The 16,928-nt window shown below is 63.2% G+C and carries 13 protein-coding genes and 1 pseudogene; 2 read left to right on the plus strand and 12 right to left on the minus strand.

Annotation, left to right across the window (positions count from 1 at the left end; translation table 11 throughout):
* Positions 1 to 468: 468 nt before the first annotated feature.
* A complete protein-coding gene (locus QO058_RS29835) occupies positions 469 to 2,169 on the minus strand; it encodes a ParB/RepB/Spo0J family partition protein (RefSeq protein ID WP_284173422.1) in 1,701 nt (566 codons plus the stop codon).
* Between the two features lie 645 nt (positions 2,170 to 2,814).
* On the opposite strand from QO058_RS29835, the gene QO058_RS29840 reads away from it, so the two are divergent.
* On the plus strand, positions 2,815 to 3,651 hold the full coding sequence (locus QO058_RS29840; protein ID WP_284173423.1) for an enoyl-CoA hydratase/isomerase family protein: 837 nt from the start codon (positions 2,815 to 2,817) through the stop codon (positions 3,649 to 3,651).
* A gap of 116 nt (positions 3,652 to 3,767) precedes the next feature.
* On the plus strand, positions 3,768 to 4,337 hold the full coding sequence (locus QO058_RS29845) for a TetR/AcrR family transcriptional regulator (RefSeq protein WP_284173424.1): 570 nt from the start codon (positions 3,768 to 3,770) through the stop codon (positions 4,335 to 4,337).
* Positions 4,338 to 4,922: 585 nt separating this feature from the next.
* Here QO058_RS29845 and QO058_RS29850 read toward each other — a convergent pair.
* The 11 genes and pseudogenes from QO058_RS29850 to QO058_RS29900 form a co-directional block, all read right to left on the minus strand.
* A pseudogene (locus tag QO058_RS29850) lies at positions 4,923 to 5,324 on the minus strand (hypothetical protein); the annotation flags it as partial.
* Between the two features lie 495 nt (positions 5,325 to 5,819).
* Positions 5,820 to 7,160: an ABC transporter substrate-binding protein gene (locus QO058_RS29855; RefSeq protein WP_284173425.1), complete on the minus strand. Its 1,341-nt coding sequence runs from the start codon at positions 7,158 to 7,160 to the stop codon at positions 5,820 to 5,822.
* A gap of 17 nt (positions 7,161 to 7,177) precedes the next feature.
* Complete coding sequence (locus QO058_RS29860) at positions 7,178 to 7,876, minus strand: ABC transporter ATP-binding protein (protein WP_432212103.1); 699 nt, start codon at positions 7,874 to 7,876, stop codon at positions 7,178 to 7,180.
* A 4-nt stretch (positions 7,877 to 7,880) separates the two neighbouring features.
* A complete protein-coding gene (locus QO058_RS29865) occupies positions 7,881 to 8,636 on the minus strand; it encodes an ABC transporter ATP-binding protein (RefSeq protein WP_284173426.1) in 756 nt (251 codons plus the stop codon).
* Positions 8,633 to 9,646 carry a branched-chain amino acid ABC transporter permease gene (locus QO058_RS29870; protein ID WP_284173427.1) on the minus strand — a complete coding sequence of 338 codons (1,014 nt, stop codon included), beginning with the start codon at positions 9,644 to 9,646 and terminating at the stop codon, positions 8,633 to 8,635. The genes QO058_RS29865 and QO058_RS29870 overlap by 4 nt, the downstream gene beginning before the upstream one ends.
* Positions 9,643 to 10,503 carry a branched-chain amino acid ABC transporter permease gene (locus QO058_RS29875; protein WP_284173428.1) on the minus strand — a complete coding sequence of 287 codons (861 nt, stop codon included), beginning with the start codon at positions 10,501 to 10,503 and terminating at the stop codon, positions 9,643 to 9,645. Before QO058_RS29875 ends, QO058_RS29870 begins: the two co-directional genes overlap by 4 nt.
* Positions 10,504 to 10,941: 438 nt before the next feature.
* Positions 10,942 to 12,183 (minus strand): aminotransferase class V-fold PLP-dependent enzyme, encoded by a 1,242-nt coding sequence (locus QO058_RS29880; protein WP_284173429.1) that lies wholly within the window; start codon positions 12,181 to 12,183, stop codon positions 10,942 to 10,944.
* 115 nt (positions 12,184 to 12,298) lie between these two features.
* Positions 12,299 to 13,459 carry a mandelate racemase/muconate lactonizing enzyme family protein gene (locus QO058_RS29885; protein WP_284173430.1) on the minus strand — a complete coding sequence of 387 codons (1,161 nt, stop codon included), beginning with the start codon at positions 13,457 to 13,459 and terminating at the stop codon, positions 12,299 to 12,301.
* 14 nt (positions 13,460 to 13,473) lie between these two features.
* Positions 13,474 to 15,138, minus strand: coding sequence for an ABC transporter ATP-binding protein (locus QO058_RS29890; protein ID WP_284173431.1), 1,665 nt, complete (start codon positions 15,136 to 15,138; stop codon positions 13,474 to 13,476).
* Positions 15,135 to 15,968: an ABC transporter permease gene (locus QO058_RS29895; RefSeq protein WP_284173432.1), complete on the minus strand. Its 834-nt coding sequence runs from the start codon at positions 15,966 to 15,968 to the stop codon at positions 15,135 to 15,137. The genes QO058_RS29890 and QO058_RS29895 overlap by 4 nt, the downstream gene beginning before the upstream one ends.
* Entirely contained in the window at positions 15,965 to 16,924 is a 960-nt protein-coding gene (locus tag QO058_RS29900; RefSeq protein WP_284173433.1) for an ABC transporter permease, read from the minus strand. The genes QO058_RS29895 and QO058_RS29900 overlap by 4 nt, the downstream gene beginning before the upstream one ends.
* Between the last annotated feature and the right edge of the window lie 4 nt (positions 16,925 to 16,928).

Genomic DNA, 16,928 nt, shown 5'->3' on the forward strand with positions numbered 1-16,928 from the left:
AAGGAACCGTCGCAAGCCGGGCGCTTCCGGGTCCGGCCTCTGCCAGGCGAGCGGACGCGAGTTGCGCCCCCGCAGGGCCCCTGGCCCTCGCGAAGGGCGCGGCTCCGGTCTGCGAGATCGGCTGAGGTCGGCCGTCACACGGCGCGGTACGCGACCTTGAAGTGCACGGTCGGCGGTTCAGACCGCAGCAAACCCGAGAAGACGCAGGCCAGGCCCGGCTCGCGCTGGCGATCCTACCGGAGAGAGATGATGCGTTGGCCTGCAGCGGCCTCCGCATCACCCTGATCAGTACCGAGGCTACAAGCCTCCGTGATACTGACCCGCTGCCTGTCCGCTGCCGCTCACGTCATCCAAGCGCAAACGCGGCGATCGGACCGGCGTCGTTCCTGCAGCATCTGGAAACGAGACCGCCGGCACGAGGCCGGCGGCGGGGAAATCGATCGGAAGGGAATGAGGGAAGGAACGCGGCTATTCGGCCGCGACCCGATAGACCTCGTCGACGACGTCCAGACTATCCTCATCGGACACCGCGGTCTCCTCGACGACCTCTTCGGAGCTGGTCATAGCGTCGGCCCCATCGCCCTTCTCTACGGCCACGCTCTTGGAACGCCAGGTCGCGACCTCATCCGCATCCGGCGTGAAGCGCGCCGCCGGATACACGAAGCGTTCCTCCTTGAAGTGTTCGACGAGCGCTGCGCGCGTGTCCTTCACCCGGGCGCGCGGCAGAACGGGTGTGTCCTTGCAGGAACGCTCGAGCGCCTGGCGCGACAGGCACGAGAGGAACTCCTCCGTACCCATATTCGGCAGGAAACCGTCCGCACTGATCGCCTCGCCGGCGATCCGCGCGATGATGCCGCTGTCGGTCCGGTTCTGGCGCGCCGAAAGTGCGTCGATGAGGGCCGAGCGGGCAGCAATACGCAGCGTGTCCATGTCGAAGGCGAGCTTGCCATCATCGCTGACGAGGCGGACAGCATGACGCTGCATGCGGGCGAAGCCGTGGACATCGTCGGAGGCGCCGGACTGGATCGAGATGTTGCGCCCGGCGAGTGCAAGGACGAGCAGCGCCATCAACGAGTCGTCCTCGAGCGGGGCCTGCGCCAGCGCCTCGTGAAGAGCGTCGGTGCGCAGATCGCCGATCATCTCGACGCCCTTGCGGGTCACATCAGGCCGCAGCTTCGGACCCATGATCGCGTCATCGGCTCCGTCCGGGCCCTCGCCGTTCTTGCCCTGTACCTTCTTCGGCTCCGGCAGACGGAAATGAACCGTCTGCACCTTGCCCTCGCGGTCGAGGTACATAGCCGTGCGGTCGGTCTTGCCCGGCTTGCCGTAGACTTGGCTTGCCTTGGGCGGCAGCGCGACCTGGCCCCAACTGTTCACGTCAGCGATGATACCACGCTTGGGGAGGTTACTGGTCATCCATTCCTGCTGGGCCCCGAGGAAGCCCTCGACATTGGTGGTGTAGCGCGAGTCAACGTCGGCCGGCGCAAACAGGTCCTCGACCCACTGGATGCCGTAGGCCAGCGCGAGATCCTCGCCGAAGCTGGCGTCGCGCGCATGCATGCGCTTCCTCGACAGCCCATTGGCGACGGCGAACCACGAGACCTGCGGATCGCCCTTCTTCGGCTTCTGGACCTTCCAGACCTCCTTCTGCTCCTCGAAGTCGGCCGCCGCGATAGTGCGCAGCTGCTGCTCGTTCGGCATATCGCCCTTCGCCATGTGGTCGAGCATGGCGGGCAGGACGTTCGCCAGCAGCCTGAGCTTCTTGATCTGGCGCGCCGGCAGCGCGAGCGCGACGGCGATCGCCTCCTCGGTCCAGCCGAGCGCGACGAGGCGTTCGATAGCGCGCCACTGGTCGACCGGATTGAGCTGCTCGCGCGCGATATTCTCCACTATGGAGCGCATCGCGCCATTATCGTAGGCCGCCTCGTCGACGAGGACCTCGATCTCTTCGAGCTCGGCGGCGATCGCCTGCTTCACGCGACGGTGGCCGCGATCAATGATGAAGCCGTTGCCGCCATCGGTTTGCGGCGCAACGACCGGCGGCTGGACGATGCCGACGGCCTTGATCGTCGCCAACAGTAGGGCATCGGCCTGCGGCGTGGATTTTGTCTGGCGCGAACGATCCGGGTTCTCCTTCAGCGCGCGCGGATCGACCTTCATGAGATGCATAGGACTGCTCCATTTGGGGATTGCGGACTCAGGCTCTCGCCGGTCCTTTTCCGTCTTCTTCCCGAAGACACACCCCGGGCCGCGGAGCGGCCAGGTCGGCACAACTGCGGCCGAGCATCCCTGCCCGGCCGGACGAGCGGGGCTTTCAGCCCTGCGAAGGACAACGGGCCGGGATCGCGGCAGGTTGCGGTTGAGCGTCAGCGCTGCCGGATTGGCCGATCTGCGAGCGGGCTATTCCTCCTCTCCTCCCCTGTTGAATTCCGCTGTTTCCGGCACTTTATTGCGTCGGAATGATCGCCACAGCGAGATGGAGGTCTGACCCATGGTCGTCGCCCAATATGCGGATGATGGCGTCTTCGCCCAGCACAGGATCGCGGAAGCCTTGCGTACGACGAGCGAGGAGATCGCCCGCACCGCTGGGCTCGGCCAGATGCGTGCATTTCCAAGATCGCAAATGTTTGTTGCAGAGCCCTCGCGTTAAGCGGCTCCGCTTCCCCAGCCGCCCGTAGCGGTTGCCCGGTGGCCTCGATGCGGTCGCTCATTGACAATGAGGATGATGATTGTCATCCTCCTTGTCAACGACCAGACGGCCTGCGCACCCGACACGTCCGGTGCTCAGCGCCCTAAAACGAAGGAATCTTTCGGATGAGTGCTCCACTGACCCAGTTCACGATCGCCGAGGCAGCGCCAGGATACTGGCGGGTGACCTTCAACAATCCGCCGCTGAACTTTTGCGATCCGGAGACCCTCATCGAGCTGCAGCAGATCGTCGGTCTCATCGAGGCCGATGACACCTTGCGGGTGGTCGTGTTCGATAGTGCTGACCCGGACTTCTTCGTTAATCACTACGACGTCTCCCGGTTCGCCGATTTTCCCCTGACGCCGGGGCCGACTGGTCTGCCGACGTTCATCGATGCCACGACACGGTTGACCAGCTCCCCGGTCGTGACCATCGCGTCGATTCGGGGTCGCACGCGCGGCGGGGGTTCTGAGATTGCTCTGGCATGTGATATGCGCTTTGCCAGCCTGGAGCGCGCGATCTTCGCTCAGATCGAAGTCGGGGCAGGCGTTTTCCCCGGCGGTGGCGGAACCGAGCGCCTACCACTCCTCGTCGGACGGGCCAGGGCACTCGAAATCGTCCTCGGCAGTGATGATTTCGACGCAGCAACGGCAGCGCACTACGGGTGGGTGAACCGCGCACTCCCCGATGATGAGCTCGACGCCTACGTCGACAACCTCGCTCGGCGCATCGCGTCGTTCGACAAGCCTGCGCTCGCCGAGGCCAAGCGGCTGATCAACCGTAGAACCCTGCCGTCCGCTGAGGACCTGATGCAGACACAGGACGTTTTCCTCAACGCCTTCTCTTGGCCGACTGTCCATGCCCGGGGAGCCCGAATAGCGCAAAAGCGCGACGAAGTGGGTCCTGATTTCGAGGCACGCATGGGTTATCACCTCGGCAATCTCAGCACCGATACCCAATGACACCAACAGCGGCCCCTCGAGGGGGGCCGAAGCCTTGGCCTGCGTTCGCCTGAACTGGATCGTTACCAAACTCGCTAGGATATAACGGGTGTCGCATCGGGGCCGGAGTTTCATTTATGGGTAGTTCGAAAGCTGACAAGGCGGCAAGCCACGATCGAATCGTCGACATCGCTGCGGCTCGAATGCGCCGCAGTGGCATAAACGGTGTCGGAGTAGCGGAGCTGATGCGGGACGCCGGCCTGACGCACGGCGGCTTCTACCGTCATTTCGAATCCCGAGATGACCTGGTCGGCGCAGCGGTGGAACGCGCCTTGGCTCAGGGAAGTGCACGGACTGTGGCTACGTCCGGCCAAGGTGGCAGACGGGCGCTCGAAGCGATCGTCGACGACTACCTTAGTCCAGCCCACCGCGCCCACCCTGAGGCCGGATGCGCAGTGGCCGGGTTGGCCGAGGACATTTCGCGCGCGGATGATCGAACCCGCTCGGCCTATGGACGCCAGGTCGAGCAATACCTCGAGCTTCTGGCCGGGTTGACGCCGGGTAGGGACGCCGCTGGTGATCGACGTCGCGCCTGCTTGGTACTCAGCGCACTGGTTGGTGCCCTTGCCATGGCACGAGCAATCGGCGAAGGGGGCCTGTCCGACGAAATCCTCTCCGACACCGCGACGGCACTCAAGGAGCTCTAGCGTCCTGCGCCAGAGCTTTGTTGGATATACTGGCGAGGGAATTGAGGATTTCGTCGGCGGTTCTGGTCAAGTCGAATGGTTTGGGTGACCCAGTTACTTACGTCTTTCTCGAGCGGGGCGACGCTGTTGTGTACGCCGCGTTAGAGTAGTTGGTCGGCGAGGTATCGTCGACTGCCGCTTGGCCTGGCCTTATCGCAAGCCTCATTGTGAGAACGCCCGACCGAGGGGCTTAGCTTTCGTTCCTGCCTAACAGGTCAAGGAGGCGATGCTTGGTCGAATGGCGAGCTGGCCTACCCGAGCGAGGGCATTGAACGGGTCGCGCTATCGAGCCCGACCTTGAGCGAGCTGACAATCCCGTCTGATGGGCGGACTTCGCAGTATCACTCTGCTTAGCGAGCTTTTGCTTAGCGTAGGATTCCGCCCCCTTCCGCAAACGACCCCTCACTGGACGCGCGACTGTGCGCAGCGGCTCGGAATCGGGGGCCGCGAAAGTCTGTCGCACAAGTTTGACTTTTGCACCTGACTTTCGCGGCTGATGTTCCCCTAAACAATCAGTGCCGGCGATTTTGTCGCGAAACTTAAGCACTATGCTGCCGCCCGCTCTCCGATCGGGTCGTCAATAGTTCGCGCATCAACGTCTGCCGAAAGGGCCTTTTCCACATCGGCAAGCTGCTGCCGCTTCTGGGAGAGTTCGCCCGCGAAGGCAAATTCCCCACCATCGCGCGTCTGATAGGAGGCAAGGCGGCGCCGGGCATCGGTCAGGCGTTGGCGATAGCGCTCCCGCTCGCCCTCGAAATCTCCGAGCGCATGCTCGAGGCGCGCGATAGCGCCGAGCGGCGTCACCATGACCGGCAGCTCGATCTCGTCGGCGGCGCCGGTGCGCATCAGCATGGCGCTGTAGCGATAGCCGTCCCGACCGAAACGCTCGCCGGAATATTCGAGGTCGAAGCGACCGATCGAAGCGATGACGCTCTCACCCTGAGAGCGGGCGCCCAGAGAAAACTGCGCCGGAGAATCCGGCATTGCGAGCCAGCCCCAACTATTCCATCAACGGCGGAGCGCCAGCACCTTGTCACCCAGAAGCAGACGGGTCTGTTCGCCCAATGCGGCGAACGGCTCGTCCATCAATAAGATGCGAGGCTCGAAGGCTAGCGTCGGCGCGATGGCGATGCGCTACCGCATGCCGCCCGACTGCTGTGACGGATAGTAATTCGCGAACTCTAGGAGGCCGACCAAGTCAAGGAAATGGTCTGCGCGCCGGCGGCGTTCGGCTTTGGCAACTCCAGCGACTTCCAGGGAAACTCAACGTTTTCTCGGATGCTCCGCCAGGAGAATGTCGAGTCCTCTTGGAAAAGGCGCGCAACTGCCACAACAGCGTCGTCTACTCCACCCGCGCACGGGTCTCATTGCTCCGTCGATCTGCCAGGACGCTCAGGCCGGCACGTGAACATTGCCATCACAGGGGCGGGGTTACGCGGCTACTCAAACCGGCTGTTTCGAGAAATCGACGCGCGGCGGCATCATCGCCGCCAACTCCTCTTTGGCGATCTTCTTCTTGACGTGGAGCTGGCCGTTCTCAACCCGGCTGAGGTAGCAGTCGATCATGCCGCTGTGATCTTCCTTGCGCAGGGTCTTCGAGCCCTGCGGGAAGCCGAGCGAGTTCTCCATAGCGAGGCCTTCCAGAGCCTCGATCACGGCCTGGTCGTCTTTCTTGGTTTTCCAGCCGACCTTCTCGATCGCCTGCTTCAGGGCAAAGATGTTTTCCCAAGATTGCCAAGCATGGCTCTTGGCCATGACCCGATGCGAGTTAGCTTCGCGCGCATCTATGTCGTCGATCTCCATGCGCTTGTTGTGCTCCCTATGGAAGGCGTCGTCCTTGTAGGTTGTCATGCGTGGGAAATTCTCGAGCACATAGAGACCTTCGGCCGCTCCCTGGATGTCGTTGGGCGCGATCGCCTCTAGCGTGCCGCAGATCGAATACATCTTCATCGTCTTTTCTAGGCCCATCGACTTGGCTTGGGTGTAGAAAGCGACCGATTGCGCGCCGAAGAAGACCGAAAACAGCACCTCCGTCTCCTGGGGGATCTTAGCGAGGTAGGGCACTAGATCCTTGGCGTCCAGAGGCACGAAGACCGGCGCGTTGACCTTGCCGCCGAGCTTCTCAATGACCGCCTTGTGCTCGGCATAGTGACTGTGGCCCCAGGCATAATCGGGCGAGATGATCGTCCAGTTCTTGCCAAGATTCTCATAGGCCCAGGGCGCTCCCGCCGCCGCCAGGGCATAGGTGTCGGTGCCCGTGCGAAAGCTATAGCGGCTGCCCTTGGAGCCCGTCGCCTCGGTGGCCTCGCCTGCGGAGAAATAGACCGTCTTGAGTTCCGTCGCGATCGGGATCGAAGATAGCATGACGCCCGAGTGGACGGAGCCAATGACGAAGGAAACGTTGCTGCGCTGGATTAGCGAGCGCAGCTTGCGGGCGCCGGCGGCGGGGTTGGACTCGGTGTCCTCGGTCGCGAGCTCAACCTTTCGACCGGCGATGCCGCCCATCTCGTTGACGAGCTTGACGGCGGCCTTGGCCGCCTTGTCGTGCCAGTAGCCCCAGGAGGAGAAGCCACCTGTGAGTTCGGCATGGTGACCGAGCACGATCGGACCGCCGGCTTGGGCGTAAAGATCGCGGGTCAGGCCGAGATAGGCCGTGCCAGCGGCGACGCCGCCGGCCAGCGCATGGGCGAGGAAGCTGCGCCGCTCGAGCGAGGTGTGGGTCGTGGACATCTCTTGGGCGCTCGTCGTATCGGCCTGCTTGGTCGCGCCGGGTGTCTTGGCCATGATGGTTCCCCTTCAGGTTAAAGCGAGACGCCGAGATAGCGGTGGAGCACGTCAGCATCGGCCCGCAGCGCGTCGGGCGTGGTCTCGTGGACGATGGTGCCGCGCTCCATCAAATAGATGCGCGAAGCAAGCCGCAGCGCGGTGCGCACGTTCTGCTCGACGAGCAGCACGGAAATACCCTTCGTTGCGACCTGCGCGATTTCTGACCTGATCTGCTGGACGATTTTTGGCGCGATGCCCTCGGTCGGCTCGTCGAGCATCAGCAGCGAGGGGCGCATGATCAAGCAGCGCGCGATGGCGAGGATCTGCTGCTCTCCGCCAGAGAGCGTGCCCGCCGGCTGGCGCCTGCGCTCGTCGAGTCGCGGGAAGCGTCGGTAGAGATCGTCGAGTTCAGCCTGGTCCGGTGCGCCGCGCAGGCCCAGCAGCAGATTTTCCTCGACGCTGAGCAAAGGGAAGATGCCACGCCCCTGCGGAACGTAGCCGATGCCCAGCCCCGCGGCCTTGTGCGCGGCGAGCTTCGTGAGGTCGGTGCCGTCATAGCTGACAGATCCATTCGTGCGGTCGAGCAGGCCCAGGATCGCGCGCAGCGTCGAGGTCTTCCCGACGCCATTGCGGCCGAGCAGAGCGACCGTCTCGCCCCTGCCGATCGTAAGCGAGACGCCTCTCAGCACTGGGATCTTGCCGATGCGAGCCTGGAGATCGATTACCTGCAGCATCGGCTCAATCACCCTCGTCGGGAGAGCCGAGATAGACCTCCTGGACCTGCGCGTTGGCGGCAATCTCTTTGGGCGTGCCGGCAGCCAGCAGGCGACCGTTCGCCATTACCGTCACGGCATCGGCGATGGCGAATACGACCTCCATATCGTGCTCAATCAACACGACATCGATACGCGTTGCGAGATCCTGAATCTTCTCGACAGTCTTCTGCGTCTCGCTGGGACTCATGCCGCAGATCGGCTCGTCCAGCAAAAGCAGCGCCGGCTCGTTGGCGAGCGCGATCCCGATCTCGAGCAAGGCGAGATCGCCATAGGAGAGGGTATTCGCGAGCCGGCTGTGCAGGTGCGAGAGCCCGATCTCCTCGAGCAGGGCTTCAACCCGCTGGGAGACGGCTCGATAGCTCGCGCAGGCGCGCAGGCAGTTGCGGATCCTTTGATGGGTCATGACGGCGACCCGCAGATTATCTGCAACCGTGAGCCCGCCGAAGACGCTTTTGATTTGCAGCGTGCGTGAGATCCCGGCTGCGACGATCTCATGAGGTTTCGCACGGGCGAGGTTCGTCCCGCGAAACATGATGCTGCCCTCGTCCGGCGTGATCAGTCCCGTCACGAGATTGAACAACGTAGTCTTGCCGGCCCCATTGGGGCCAATGACGGCATTGAGCTTGCCGCTTTCAAGCGCAAGATCGAACCCGTCGACTGCGGTGAGGCCACCGAAGCGTTTGACGAGTCCCGTAATGGCGAGAGCGGTCCCGGTCATGTGCGCGCCTCGGCCGCAGCAGCCGCGTCGGCCTCAGGCAAAACCTGCGCGGCGTCGCGTCGACCGATGCGATTCCAGGCACCGACGAGGCCCTCCGGCGCGAAAATCACCGCCACGATCACGATCGCGCCAACTGCCAATAGATAGTGCTCCCAGAAACCGGAGACGAGTTCGCGGAAGAGGACGAGCAGCGCCGTGCCGACGAAGGGACCGAGCAGGGTGCCCGCCCCGCCGACGATCGCCCAAACGACAGCCTCTCCGGAAACGTGGTAGACCATATAGGAGGCCGAGGCGTAGCGGCCGAAGAAGGCGAACAGCGCTCCGCCGACGCCGGCCAATGCGCCGGCAAGCACGAAGGCGATCCAGCGTGTCCGGTAAACGTCGATGCCGATCAGCGAGGCGCGCCGGTCGTTCTCGCGCACGGCGGCGAAGGCAAGGCCTAATGGGCTCGCAATGATCAGCGCCTTCAATCCGTAGCAGAGCAGGCAGACGGCTAGAATGAAGTAATACTGCGTCGCGGGATCCGTCAGGCTGAGCTTCCAGCCTCCGAGATCAAGAACTGGCGGCGCAGCGAAGGACAGGCCGTCGTCTCCTCCGGTGAGTGCCTTCGACGACAAGGCGACGAAGTAGAAGATCAGCGAGAAAATCACGGTGATGATTGCGAAATAATGCCAGGTCAACCTGACGGCGAGCGCTCCGGCCGCTGCCGCCATCAGGATGGATGCGAGGACGCCGATGGCGAAGGCGCTCCAGAAGCCGACACCCCAATGGCCGATCGAGAGCGCGACGCCATACATTCCGAAGCCGAAGTAGAGCGCCTGCCCGAACGAGAGCAGGCCGACATAGCCGAAGAGCAGGTTTACGCTGGCGGCCAGCAGAGACCAGATCAGGATCTCGGCGATGATATTGACCCAGAACGGAGCCCCGAGCACGTCAAGCAGGACAGGTGCGGCGAGCAGGGCCACGAGCAGCAGCGCGACGGCGGCCCGGTCGAGGGTTGCGCGGCTCATCGAGTGGCTCCAGCGAAAAGGCCGTGCGGGCGCAGCAGCAGCACGCCGCACATCACGGCCAGCGAGACGATGCGGGCGATCGTGGGATCACCGACGCTGGTGATGATGCCTTCAAGGACCGCGAGCAGAACCGCGGCGGCGATCGTACCCTGGAGATTGCCTAGGCCGCCGATGACGACGGCCATGAAGCAGGCAGGCAGGATGTCGATGCCGGTTCGGAATTCCACCGTCGTGATCGGCGCGGCGATCGCGCCTCCGACCAGCGCGAGCGCGGTTCCCAGCGCGAAGGTGAAGGCGCAGACGCGCGTCACCGGAATGCCGAGCGCGGTCGCCGTCTCGCGGTCATGGCGCACGGCGCGGATCCAGGTGCCGAGCTTGCTGCGGTTGAGGAAGACGAAGAAGCCGATCAGGCACAGGGATGCGAACAGCGCCGCAATGATGCGGTAGAGTTCGTAGTCCAGTCCAAAAAGCGGGATCGTGCCCGGAACCGGCGCCGCCATGCGGCGTGGCTGCGCACCGAAGCTTGCGCGCACCATCTCCTGCAGTATCATCGACAATCCGAACGTCGTGACAATCGTCAGCGAGGCCAGCCTCGCGCTCGGCCGGATCACGAGACGCTCGACGACGAGGCCGAGCAGGAAGCCGATCGCCGGCACGGCAGCCAATGCTAGCCAAAACGATCCCGTCGCCTCCGCCACGACCAACCCGGCCACGGTACCGACCATGAAAAAGTCGCCATGAGCGACGTTGATGATGTCGAGCAGGCCGAAAATGATCGACAGGCCGAGCGCGATGAGCGCGATGATCAGCCCCCAGACGAGGCCATTAATCGCTAGCGCAAAAACCAGATTCGACATGCAGGCCCACCTTCCATGGCCGTCATGGTCAACGCTAGCGGCGGGCTGTGTAAATCGGCAATCTTGCAAGTGACTGTGCAAGAAGAAAGCGCCTAAAACCGCGCCATTCGCCCATTTTCGGCACACTAAAACTGCTGTCGAAGCATTTTGCGCCTCTCATCCCGATGTCGAGCGGATATGTCCCGCCGAAGCCGAGATAACGTCGAAGAGAACAGGTATTTGGCCACCGAGCGGGTCGGTGATGGCCAGCCCGCCGCCTCAATACGGCAGATGCTCCATCCGAACCCAAGCCATGGGACTTCGTCTGAGCTTACAATTTTGGGCAGCGCCTGAAGATCCCGAAAGATCACACACCCTACAAGTACATCTGCAGACGGCGGACAATGGAGCCCGAAAATTTCAGGTTCGATCAAGCCACCAAATGCCGGGACTAGTTACTTAGCTACCTGAGGTGTGACAAAGCAAATGCGATCCTGCAGTTTTCGCAGCCGATCCGATCACCTCGAGCGCGTGATCGACCTCGGACTCATCGTTGAAATAGTGCGGAGCGACGCGAACCAGCGTTCGCAGGTTTCTCCGCTCCGCGTCTATGCGGGTACTCGACGCCATCGAAGTGCTGATGCTGACTTTGTGGCTGCGCGCATGCGAAACGACGTCGTTCGAATCCACCCCGTCGAGGGTGAAGCTGACAATCGCGCTCGGAGCTTGACCCAGATCATGTAGCCTTGCGCCGCGCTGCAACCCCAATCCATCGCGAAACCGCCTAGCCAAATGATTGCAGCGGGATTCGATCCTGTCGAGACCGATCGCTATCGCATAATCTGCGGCGATCCCCATGCCGATCCGTGCAGCGTAGTTGTTCTCCCAGCTTTCGTAACGTCGGGCATCCGGCCGCAGTTCGTAGCGATCGATCGACACCCATGGTGCGCCATAATGATCGATCATCGGGGGCTCCAGGGTCGTCATCATTCTCGAATTGACGTAGAGGAATCCAGCGCCGCGGGGACCACGCAGGAACTTGCGAGCTGTTCCGGCCAGGAAATCGCAGCCGAGAGCCTCGACATCAATCGGCAGCTGGCCAACTGCTTGGCAGGCATCGAGCAGATACGGAACCCCGTGCGCGCGAGCGATCCGGCCCACCTCGGCTGCCGGATTGGCCAAGCCGCCATTGGTCGGAATCCAGGTTAAGGCGATAAGCCGGACGCGGGAGTCGATGAGGGCGCTGAGCGCCTCGACATCTATTTCCCCAAAAGCGTTCGAGGGGCAAATCCGGATTTCTATCCCGTAGCGCTTTCGAGCCTGCAAAAGCATGACGTAGTTGGCGGCATACTCGGCTTCCGCAGTGATGACCGCATCTCCAAGATGGAACTGAAAGGACTGGAAGGCGAGTTGCCAAGCCACCGTCGCGTTTTCCACCAGCGCTATTTCGTCAGGCGAAGCGTTCAGCAGCCGGGCAATCGAGGGATAGACGTCGTCCAGTTTTTTCGCTTCGGTCTCGGCCGCACCGTATCCGCCTTGCATCAGTTCCAGATCGAGATAGGCACGCATGGCGTCATGAACCGGGCGCGGCATCAGTGACGCACCGCAGCTCAGCAGAAACGTCTGGTGCCGCAGGCCGGGCGTATCGGCGCGCAGCCTTGCAAGTTCTTCGCTGTCGATGGGTCGAATTGTTTCAGCCATTTTGTCTCATATTGCAGGTTAAATCCGAGCATGCGTGGCGCGCGGTCAGGGCGCCATCACTTCGGGGATCGTCTAAGATTCGTCGAATAGTTAGTTCACTCGCGCAGGCGCGTAGTCAGGACAGGTGCGCCCAGACGTGCTCTTGCATTACTTTGTCATCCAGAGTGACGCCAAAGCCGGGGGCATCGGATACCCGGATCGCACCATCGCGAGCGCAGGTGTCAAAAGGCTGAGTGGCGACTTCGATATATCCCGGAACCCGCGTCCAGTAAGGGAAGTGTTCCTGGACATAGAAGTTCGGCAGGCAGGCGCTCATGTGCATGGCGACACTTGCCGCGACCGAGCTACCGCAGACGTGCGGCTGGACCTTGAGACTGTAGGCTTCGCCCATCGCCGCAATCTTGTGTACTTCCGCAAAGCCGCCCGCATTTCCAATATCGGGCTGCAATATGCTGACCGACCTGCTCTCGAAGACATCGCGGAAGCCGTAGCGCATGTAGTGACGCTCGCCAGTCGCAATCGGGATAGAGGTGGCATCTGCGACACGGCGCAAGGACCCGAGATCGCCCGGGTCGCTGACTTCCTCCACGAATCCAATATCGCAATCCTCGACGTCCCGGCAAAAGCGGATCGTGTCGCTGACCGAGAGCCCGCCGGCCAAGTCGAGGACGAGGCCGACGTCGGCGCCGATCGCCTTGCGGACCTGTTGGACAAGCCCGACTGCCCCACGCACCGCGTCCCGTTCATCGGCGTAGCGGGAGGTCGGGTGGCGCAACGTTCCGTTGGGCTGGATCCGCGCCAGCGGATACATTTTCAGCGCTGAATGCCCGTCTCTGGCGGCGGCCACCGCCTTTGTCACGAGTTCTCCAACGCTTTTGGCGCCGAAATACCAACCGTTGGCATAGTAAGCTAAATCGTCGCGCATCCGTCCGCCGAACAGGTCGTAGACCGGTACCCCAAGCGAGCGCGCGCGAATGTCCCAGAGCGCCTGCTCGATGGCGCTAAGGCCGGCGCCGGCAATGCCGCCCGGGTTCTTCAGCCAGAACGACTGGTCGTACATCTCAGCAACCAGCGCGTTGATGCCTGTAGCATTGGCGCCGATTACAAAACGGGCGCAGAGATCCTTGATCATTCCGGCAGCACCGGTTCCGCCGCAGCCGTAGGAGATCGCTGTCTCTCCCAGGCCGACAATGCCTTCGTAGGTTTCGAGCTTGACAATAACTGGCTTAAGGCCCTGGCCCTGCACGGAGTATACGGTGGCGGATTTTATTTTCACGGTTCTGTCCCAATTCAGCTGCGAATGGCGCCTGCTGGCGCCTCAAGATTGGCCCGCAGCTCGCGATGGAGACCGGCCGCCTCCTCGAGCCAGCCGACCCTCAACTCGGCGACGGAAGAGCGGAGGAGCGCGGTATAGGGGTGCTGCGGATCGCCGAGAACCTCGGAGGTCGCGCCGTGCTCGACGACGTCTCCGCCGCGCAGCACCATGATCTTGTCAGACATGCTGGCGACGGCCGAAAGGTCGTGGCTGATGAAGATCACGCCGATGTCGAGGCGGATCTTGAGATCGTCGATCAGCCTTAGCACCGCGTCAGACACGATGTTGTCGAGCGCCGAGGTGATCTCGTCGCAGATGAGGACGTCGGGATCGGCAGCGAGGGAGCGTGCGAGGTTGACCCGCTGCTTTTCTCCGCCCGACAACTGGCTGGGCTTGCGGGACACATAATGCGCCGGGAGTTGCACGCATTCGAGCAACTCCGCGATCCGCGCATCGCGGCGGCCTTTGGACGTTTCGCCGTAGAACTCGAGCACGCGCCCGAGGATGCGCCCGACCGTATGATGCCGGTTGAGCGAGGTGTCCGCCGACTGGAACGTGATCTGGATCGCCTTGCGCGTCGCCTGCGAACGGCTGCGCACATCCCCCGCCACGGGCACGCCGTCGAGGATAACCTCGCCTTCGCTGGCCGCCGTCAGGCCCGCGACAGCGCGAGCGAAGGTGCTTTTGCCGGACCCGGATTCACCGATGACCGCGATCATCTCGCCGCGATGCAGACGCATCGAGGCGCCCCTGAGCGCGCTGATGCCTGCCGAGCCGTGGCGCGAGGCATAGTTCACGCCGAGGTTCCTGACCTCGAGCAGCGGCGCGGCCCCGCTTCTGCCGGCGCCGACCGGCCGCCGCGCCGGATCAAAGCGGCGATGCATGTGAAGCAGCGCCTGCGTGTAGTCGTGGGCGGGGCGGTTCAGGATATCGTCCACGGACCCTTCCTCGACGACCACTCCCTGGCGCATCACGAGGACATGGGTGGCGACCTGTACGACCTGGGCGATGTCGTGCCCGACGAGGATCGCGGCCGTGCGGTTGGCGCCGATGCCGGACTTCAGCGCCTTCAGCACCTCGACCTGCGTCGTGGCGTCGAGAGCGCTGGTCGGCTCGTCGCAAACCAGGACATCCGGACGCTCCTGCAGACCCATCGCGATCATGAAGCGCTGAAGCTGCCCGCCGGACACCTCATGCGGATAGCGGGCGGAAAAACCGGCGGTCTCGGGCAGGTCGAGCGTCCGATACATCGCCTCGGCCCGCCCTCGCGCCTCGGCCTGTGTCATGGTGCGATGGATCCGGCTACTCTCCGTGACCTGCTGCTCGAGCCGGATTCTGGGATTGAACGAGGTGGCGGCGCTCTGGGCGATGTAGGACAGTTCCCTGCCGCGCAGGCTGTTCAGCTCACCGGCCTTCATGCGCAGGATATCGCGCCCCTTGTAGAGGATTTCGCCGGCTTCCTGCACGATGCCTGGTCGCAGCAGCCCGAGCACGCTCAAGGCGAGCGTGGTCTTGCCCGAGCCCGACGCGCCGATCAGCGCCACGACCTGGCCGGGCTCCAGGCTCAGCGAAACCGACCTCAGGATGGGAACGCCCCGGTCGGAGCGCAGGCTGAGATTGCGGATGTCGAGGAGGGTCATATCGCGCCTCCCTCGGCACCCCGTTCGCACAGACCATCGACGAACAGGTTCAGCGAGATGGCGACGATGGCGATGGCCCCGGCGGGATAGATGGCCGCCAGCGAACCGATCTGCAGCCCCTCCAGATTTTCGCGGGTCAGGCCGCCCCAATCCGCCATGGGCGGCTGAACGCCCAGCCCCAGGAAGCTGAGGCCGCTCATGAAAAGGATCGCGAAGCTCATCCGCAAGGCGAAATCGGCCGCGAGCGGTGCGACGACATGCGGCAGCATCTCATCGAACAGGATCCAGCGGAGGCTCTCGCCGCGTGCCTGGGCGACGACGACAAAATCCTGCGATACCAGATCCTTGCCGAGCGCCCGCGCGACGCGGAAGACGCCCGCGGCATAGACGATCGCCGTCAGAGTAACGATCGCGACGATCGACGGGCCGACTGCGGCGAGCACGACCAAGCCGGCGATGATCTTCGGGATCGACAGGATGACATCGACGATGCGGCTGACCACGGCGTCGACCCACCCGCCCCGTATGGCGGCGAACAGGCCAAGCGTATCGCCGATCAGATGGGCCAGCACCGTGCCGACCAGTGCCATGCCCAGGGTGATGCGGGCGCTGTCGAGAAGCCGCGCAAACAGGTCGCGTCCGAGAAAATCCGTTCCCAGCCAGTATTGCGCGGAAGGAGGCGCAAAGGTCTGGTTGGAGACGAAAGCATCGGGGTCGTGCAGCGGCAGGAGCGGCGCGAGAAGCGCAATTGCAGCGATGGCAGCCAGCATCGCACTCGCCACGCCGAAAAGCGTGACGCGGGACCTGCGAACCTGTGTCAGCGCCGTCACGATATCGCTCCGTCTTTGGCACGACTGTCGGAAAGATGGGCGATGATGTCCGCCAGCATGATCAGCGCGATATAGGCGGCGCAGAAAATTATCGCGCAGGACTGGACCACAGGCAGATCGCGCGCCAGCACCGAGTCGGCCATGAGCCGCGCCAGTCCGGGATAGGCAAAGATGGTCTCGACGATGACCACCCCGCTGACGAGGTATGCGACGTTGAGCGAGACGATGTTGACGAGCGGCCCGACTGCGTTGCGCAACACGTGATGCACGACGACGCGCGTGCCGCTCGCGCCCTTGAGCCGCGCCATTTCGACATAGGGCTGGGTCAGAATGTCCCCAACGATGGCTCGCGTCATGCGGGCAATCTGCGCCCCGATGATGATGGTCATCGTGGCGAAGGGAAGCAGGATCGACTTCATAAACGGAAAGACGCCTTGGCCGGGCGAGAGATAAGAAATCGCAGGCAGCCAATGCAGGTGAATGGCGAAGACGAGCACGCCGACTGTCGCTACGAGGAATTCCGGCGTGGAACAGAGTCCAACGATCGCGACGGTGCCGAAGCGGTCGAGTTTCGTGCCTTTGCGCACGGCAAGGACGATACCGAGGCCAAGGGCGAGCGGGACGGCGACAAGCGTCGTCAATCCCGCCAAAACCAGCGTATTGGCCAGCCGCTCCGAGAGCATGTCCGCCACTGGCAGACGCGTGGTCAACGAGATGCCCCAATCCGCATGGAACATGCCCCAGATCCATGCAAGGAAGCGCAGGTAGGAAGGCTTGTCGAGACCGAGCTCGACCCGCAGCGCCTGGACATTCTCAGGACTGGCCGACTGGCCAAGCATGATCTCTGCGACGTCGCCCGGAAGAAATTCGCAGGCGACGAAAATGACGAGAGACACGACGAGCAGCAGGACGATGCCTGCTGCCAGCCGTCGGATGATGAAGCGAACCAGGTCCATCGTC

Origin of the sequence: Bosea vestrisii, assembly GCF_030144325.1 — a bacterium.
Classification (GTDB): Bacteria; Pseudomonadota; Alphaproteobacteria; order Rhizobiales; family Beijerinckiaceae; genus Allobosea; species Allobosea vestrisii_A.

What these genes read in the sequence shown, in the direction of transcription:
- QO058_RS29835 (WP_284173422.1), bottom strand. Translation starts at nt 2,169, where the DNA reads ATGCATCTCATGAAGGTCGATCCGCGCGCGCTGAAGGAGAACCCGGAT.
- QO058_RS29840 (WP_284173423.1), top strand. Translation starts at nt 2,815, where the DNA reads ATGAGTGCTCCACTGACCCAGTTCACGATCGCCGAGGCAGCGCCAGGA.
- QO058_RS29845 (WP_284173424.1), top strand. Translation starts at nt 3,768, where the DNA reads ATGGGTAGTTCGAAAGCTGACAAGGCGGCAAGCCACGATCGAATCGTC.
- QO058_RS29855 (WP_284173425.1), bottom strand. Translation starts at nt 7,160, where the DNA reads ATGGCCAAGACACCCGGCGCGACCAAGCAGGCCGATACGACGAGCGCC.
- QO058_RS29860 (WP_432212103.1), bottom strand. Translation starts at nt 7,876, where the DNA reads ATGCTGCAGGTAATCGATCTCCAGGCTCGCATCGGCAAGATCCCAGTG.
- QO058_RS29865 (WP_284173426.1), bottom strand. Translation starts at nt 8,636, where the DNA reads ATGACCGGGACCGCTCTCGCCATTACGGGACTCGTCAAACGCTTCGGT.
- QO058_RS29870 (WP_284173427.1), bottom strand. Translation starts at nt 9,646, where the DNA reads ATGAGCCGCGCAACCCTCGACCGGGCCGCCGTCGCGCTGCTGCTCGTG.
- QO058_RS29875 (WP_284173428.1), bottom strand. Translation starts at nt 10,503, where the DNA reads ATGTCGAATCTGGTTTTTGCGCTAGCGATTAATGGCCTCGTCTGGGGG.
- QO058_RS29880 (WP_284173429.1), bottom strand. Translation starts at nt 12,183, where the DNA reads ATGGCTGAAACAATTCGACCCATCGACAGCGAAGAACTTGCAAGGCTG.
- QO058_RS29890 (WP_284173431.1), bottom strand. Translation starts at nt 15,138, where the DNA reads ATGACCCTCCTCGACATCCGCAATCTCAGCCTGCGCTCCGACCGGGGC.
- QO058_RS29900 (WP_284173433.1), bottom strand. Translation starts at nt 16,924, where the DNA reads ATGGACCTGGTTCGCTTCATCATCCGACGGCTGGCAGCAGGCATCGTC.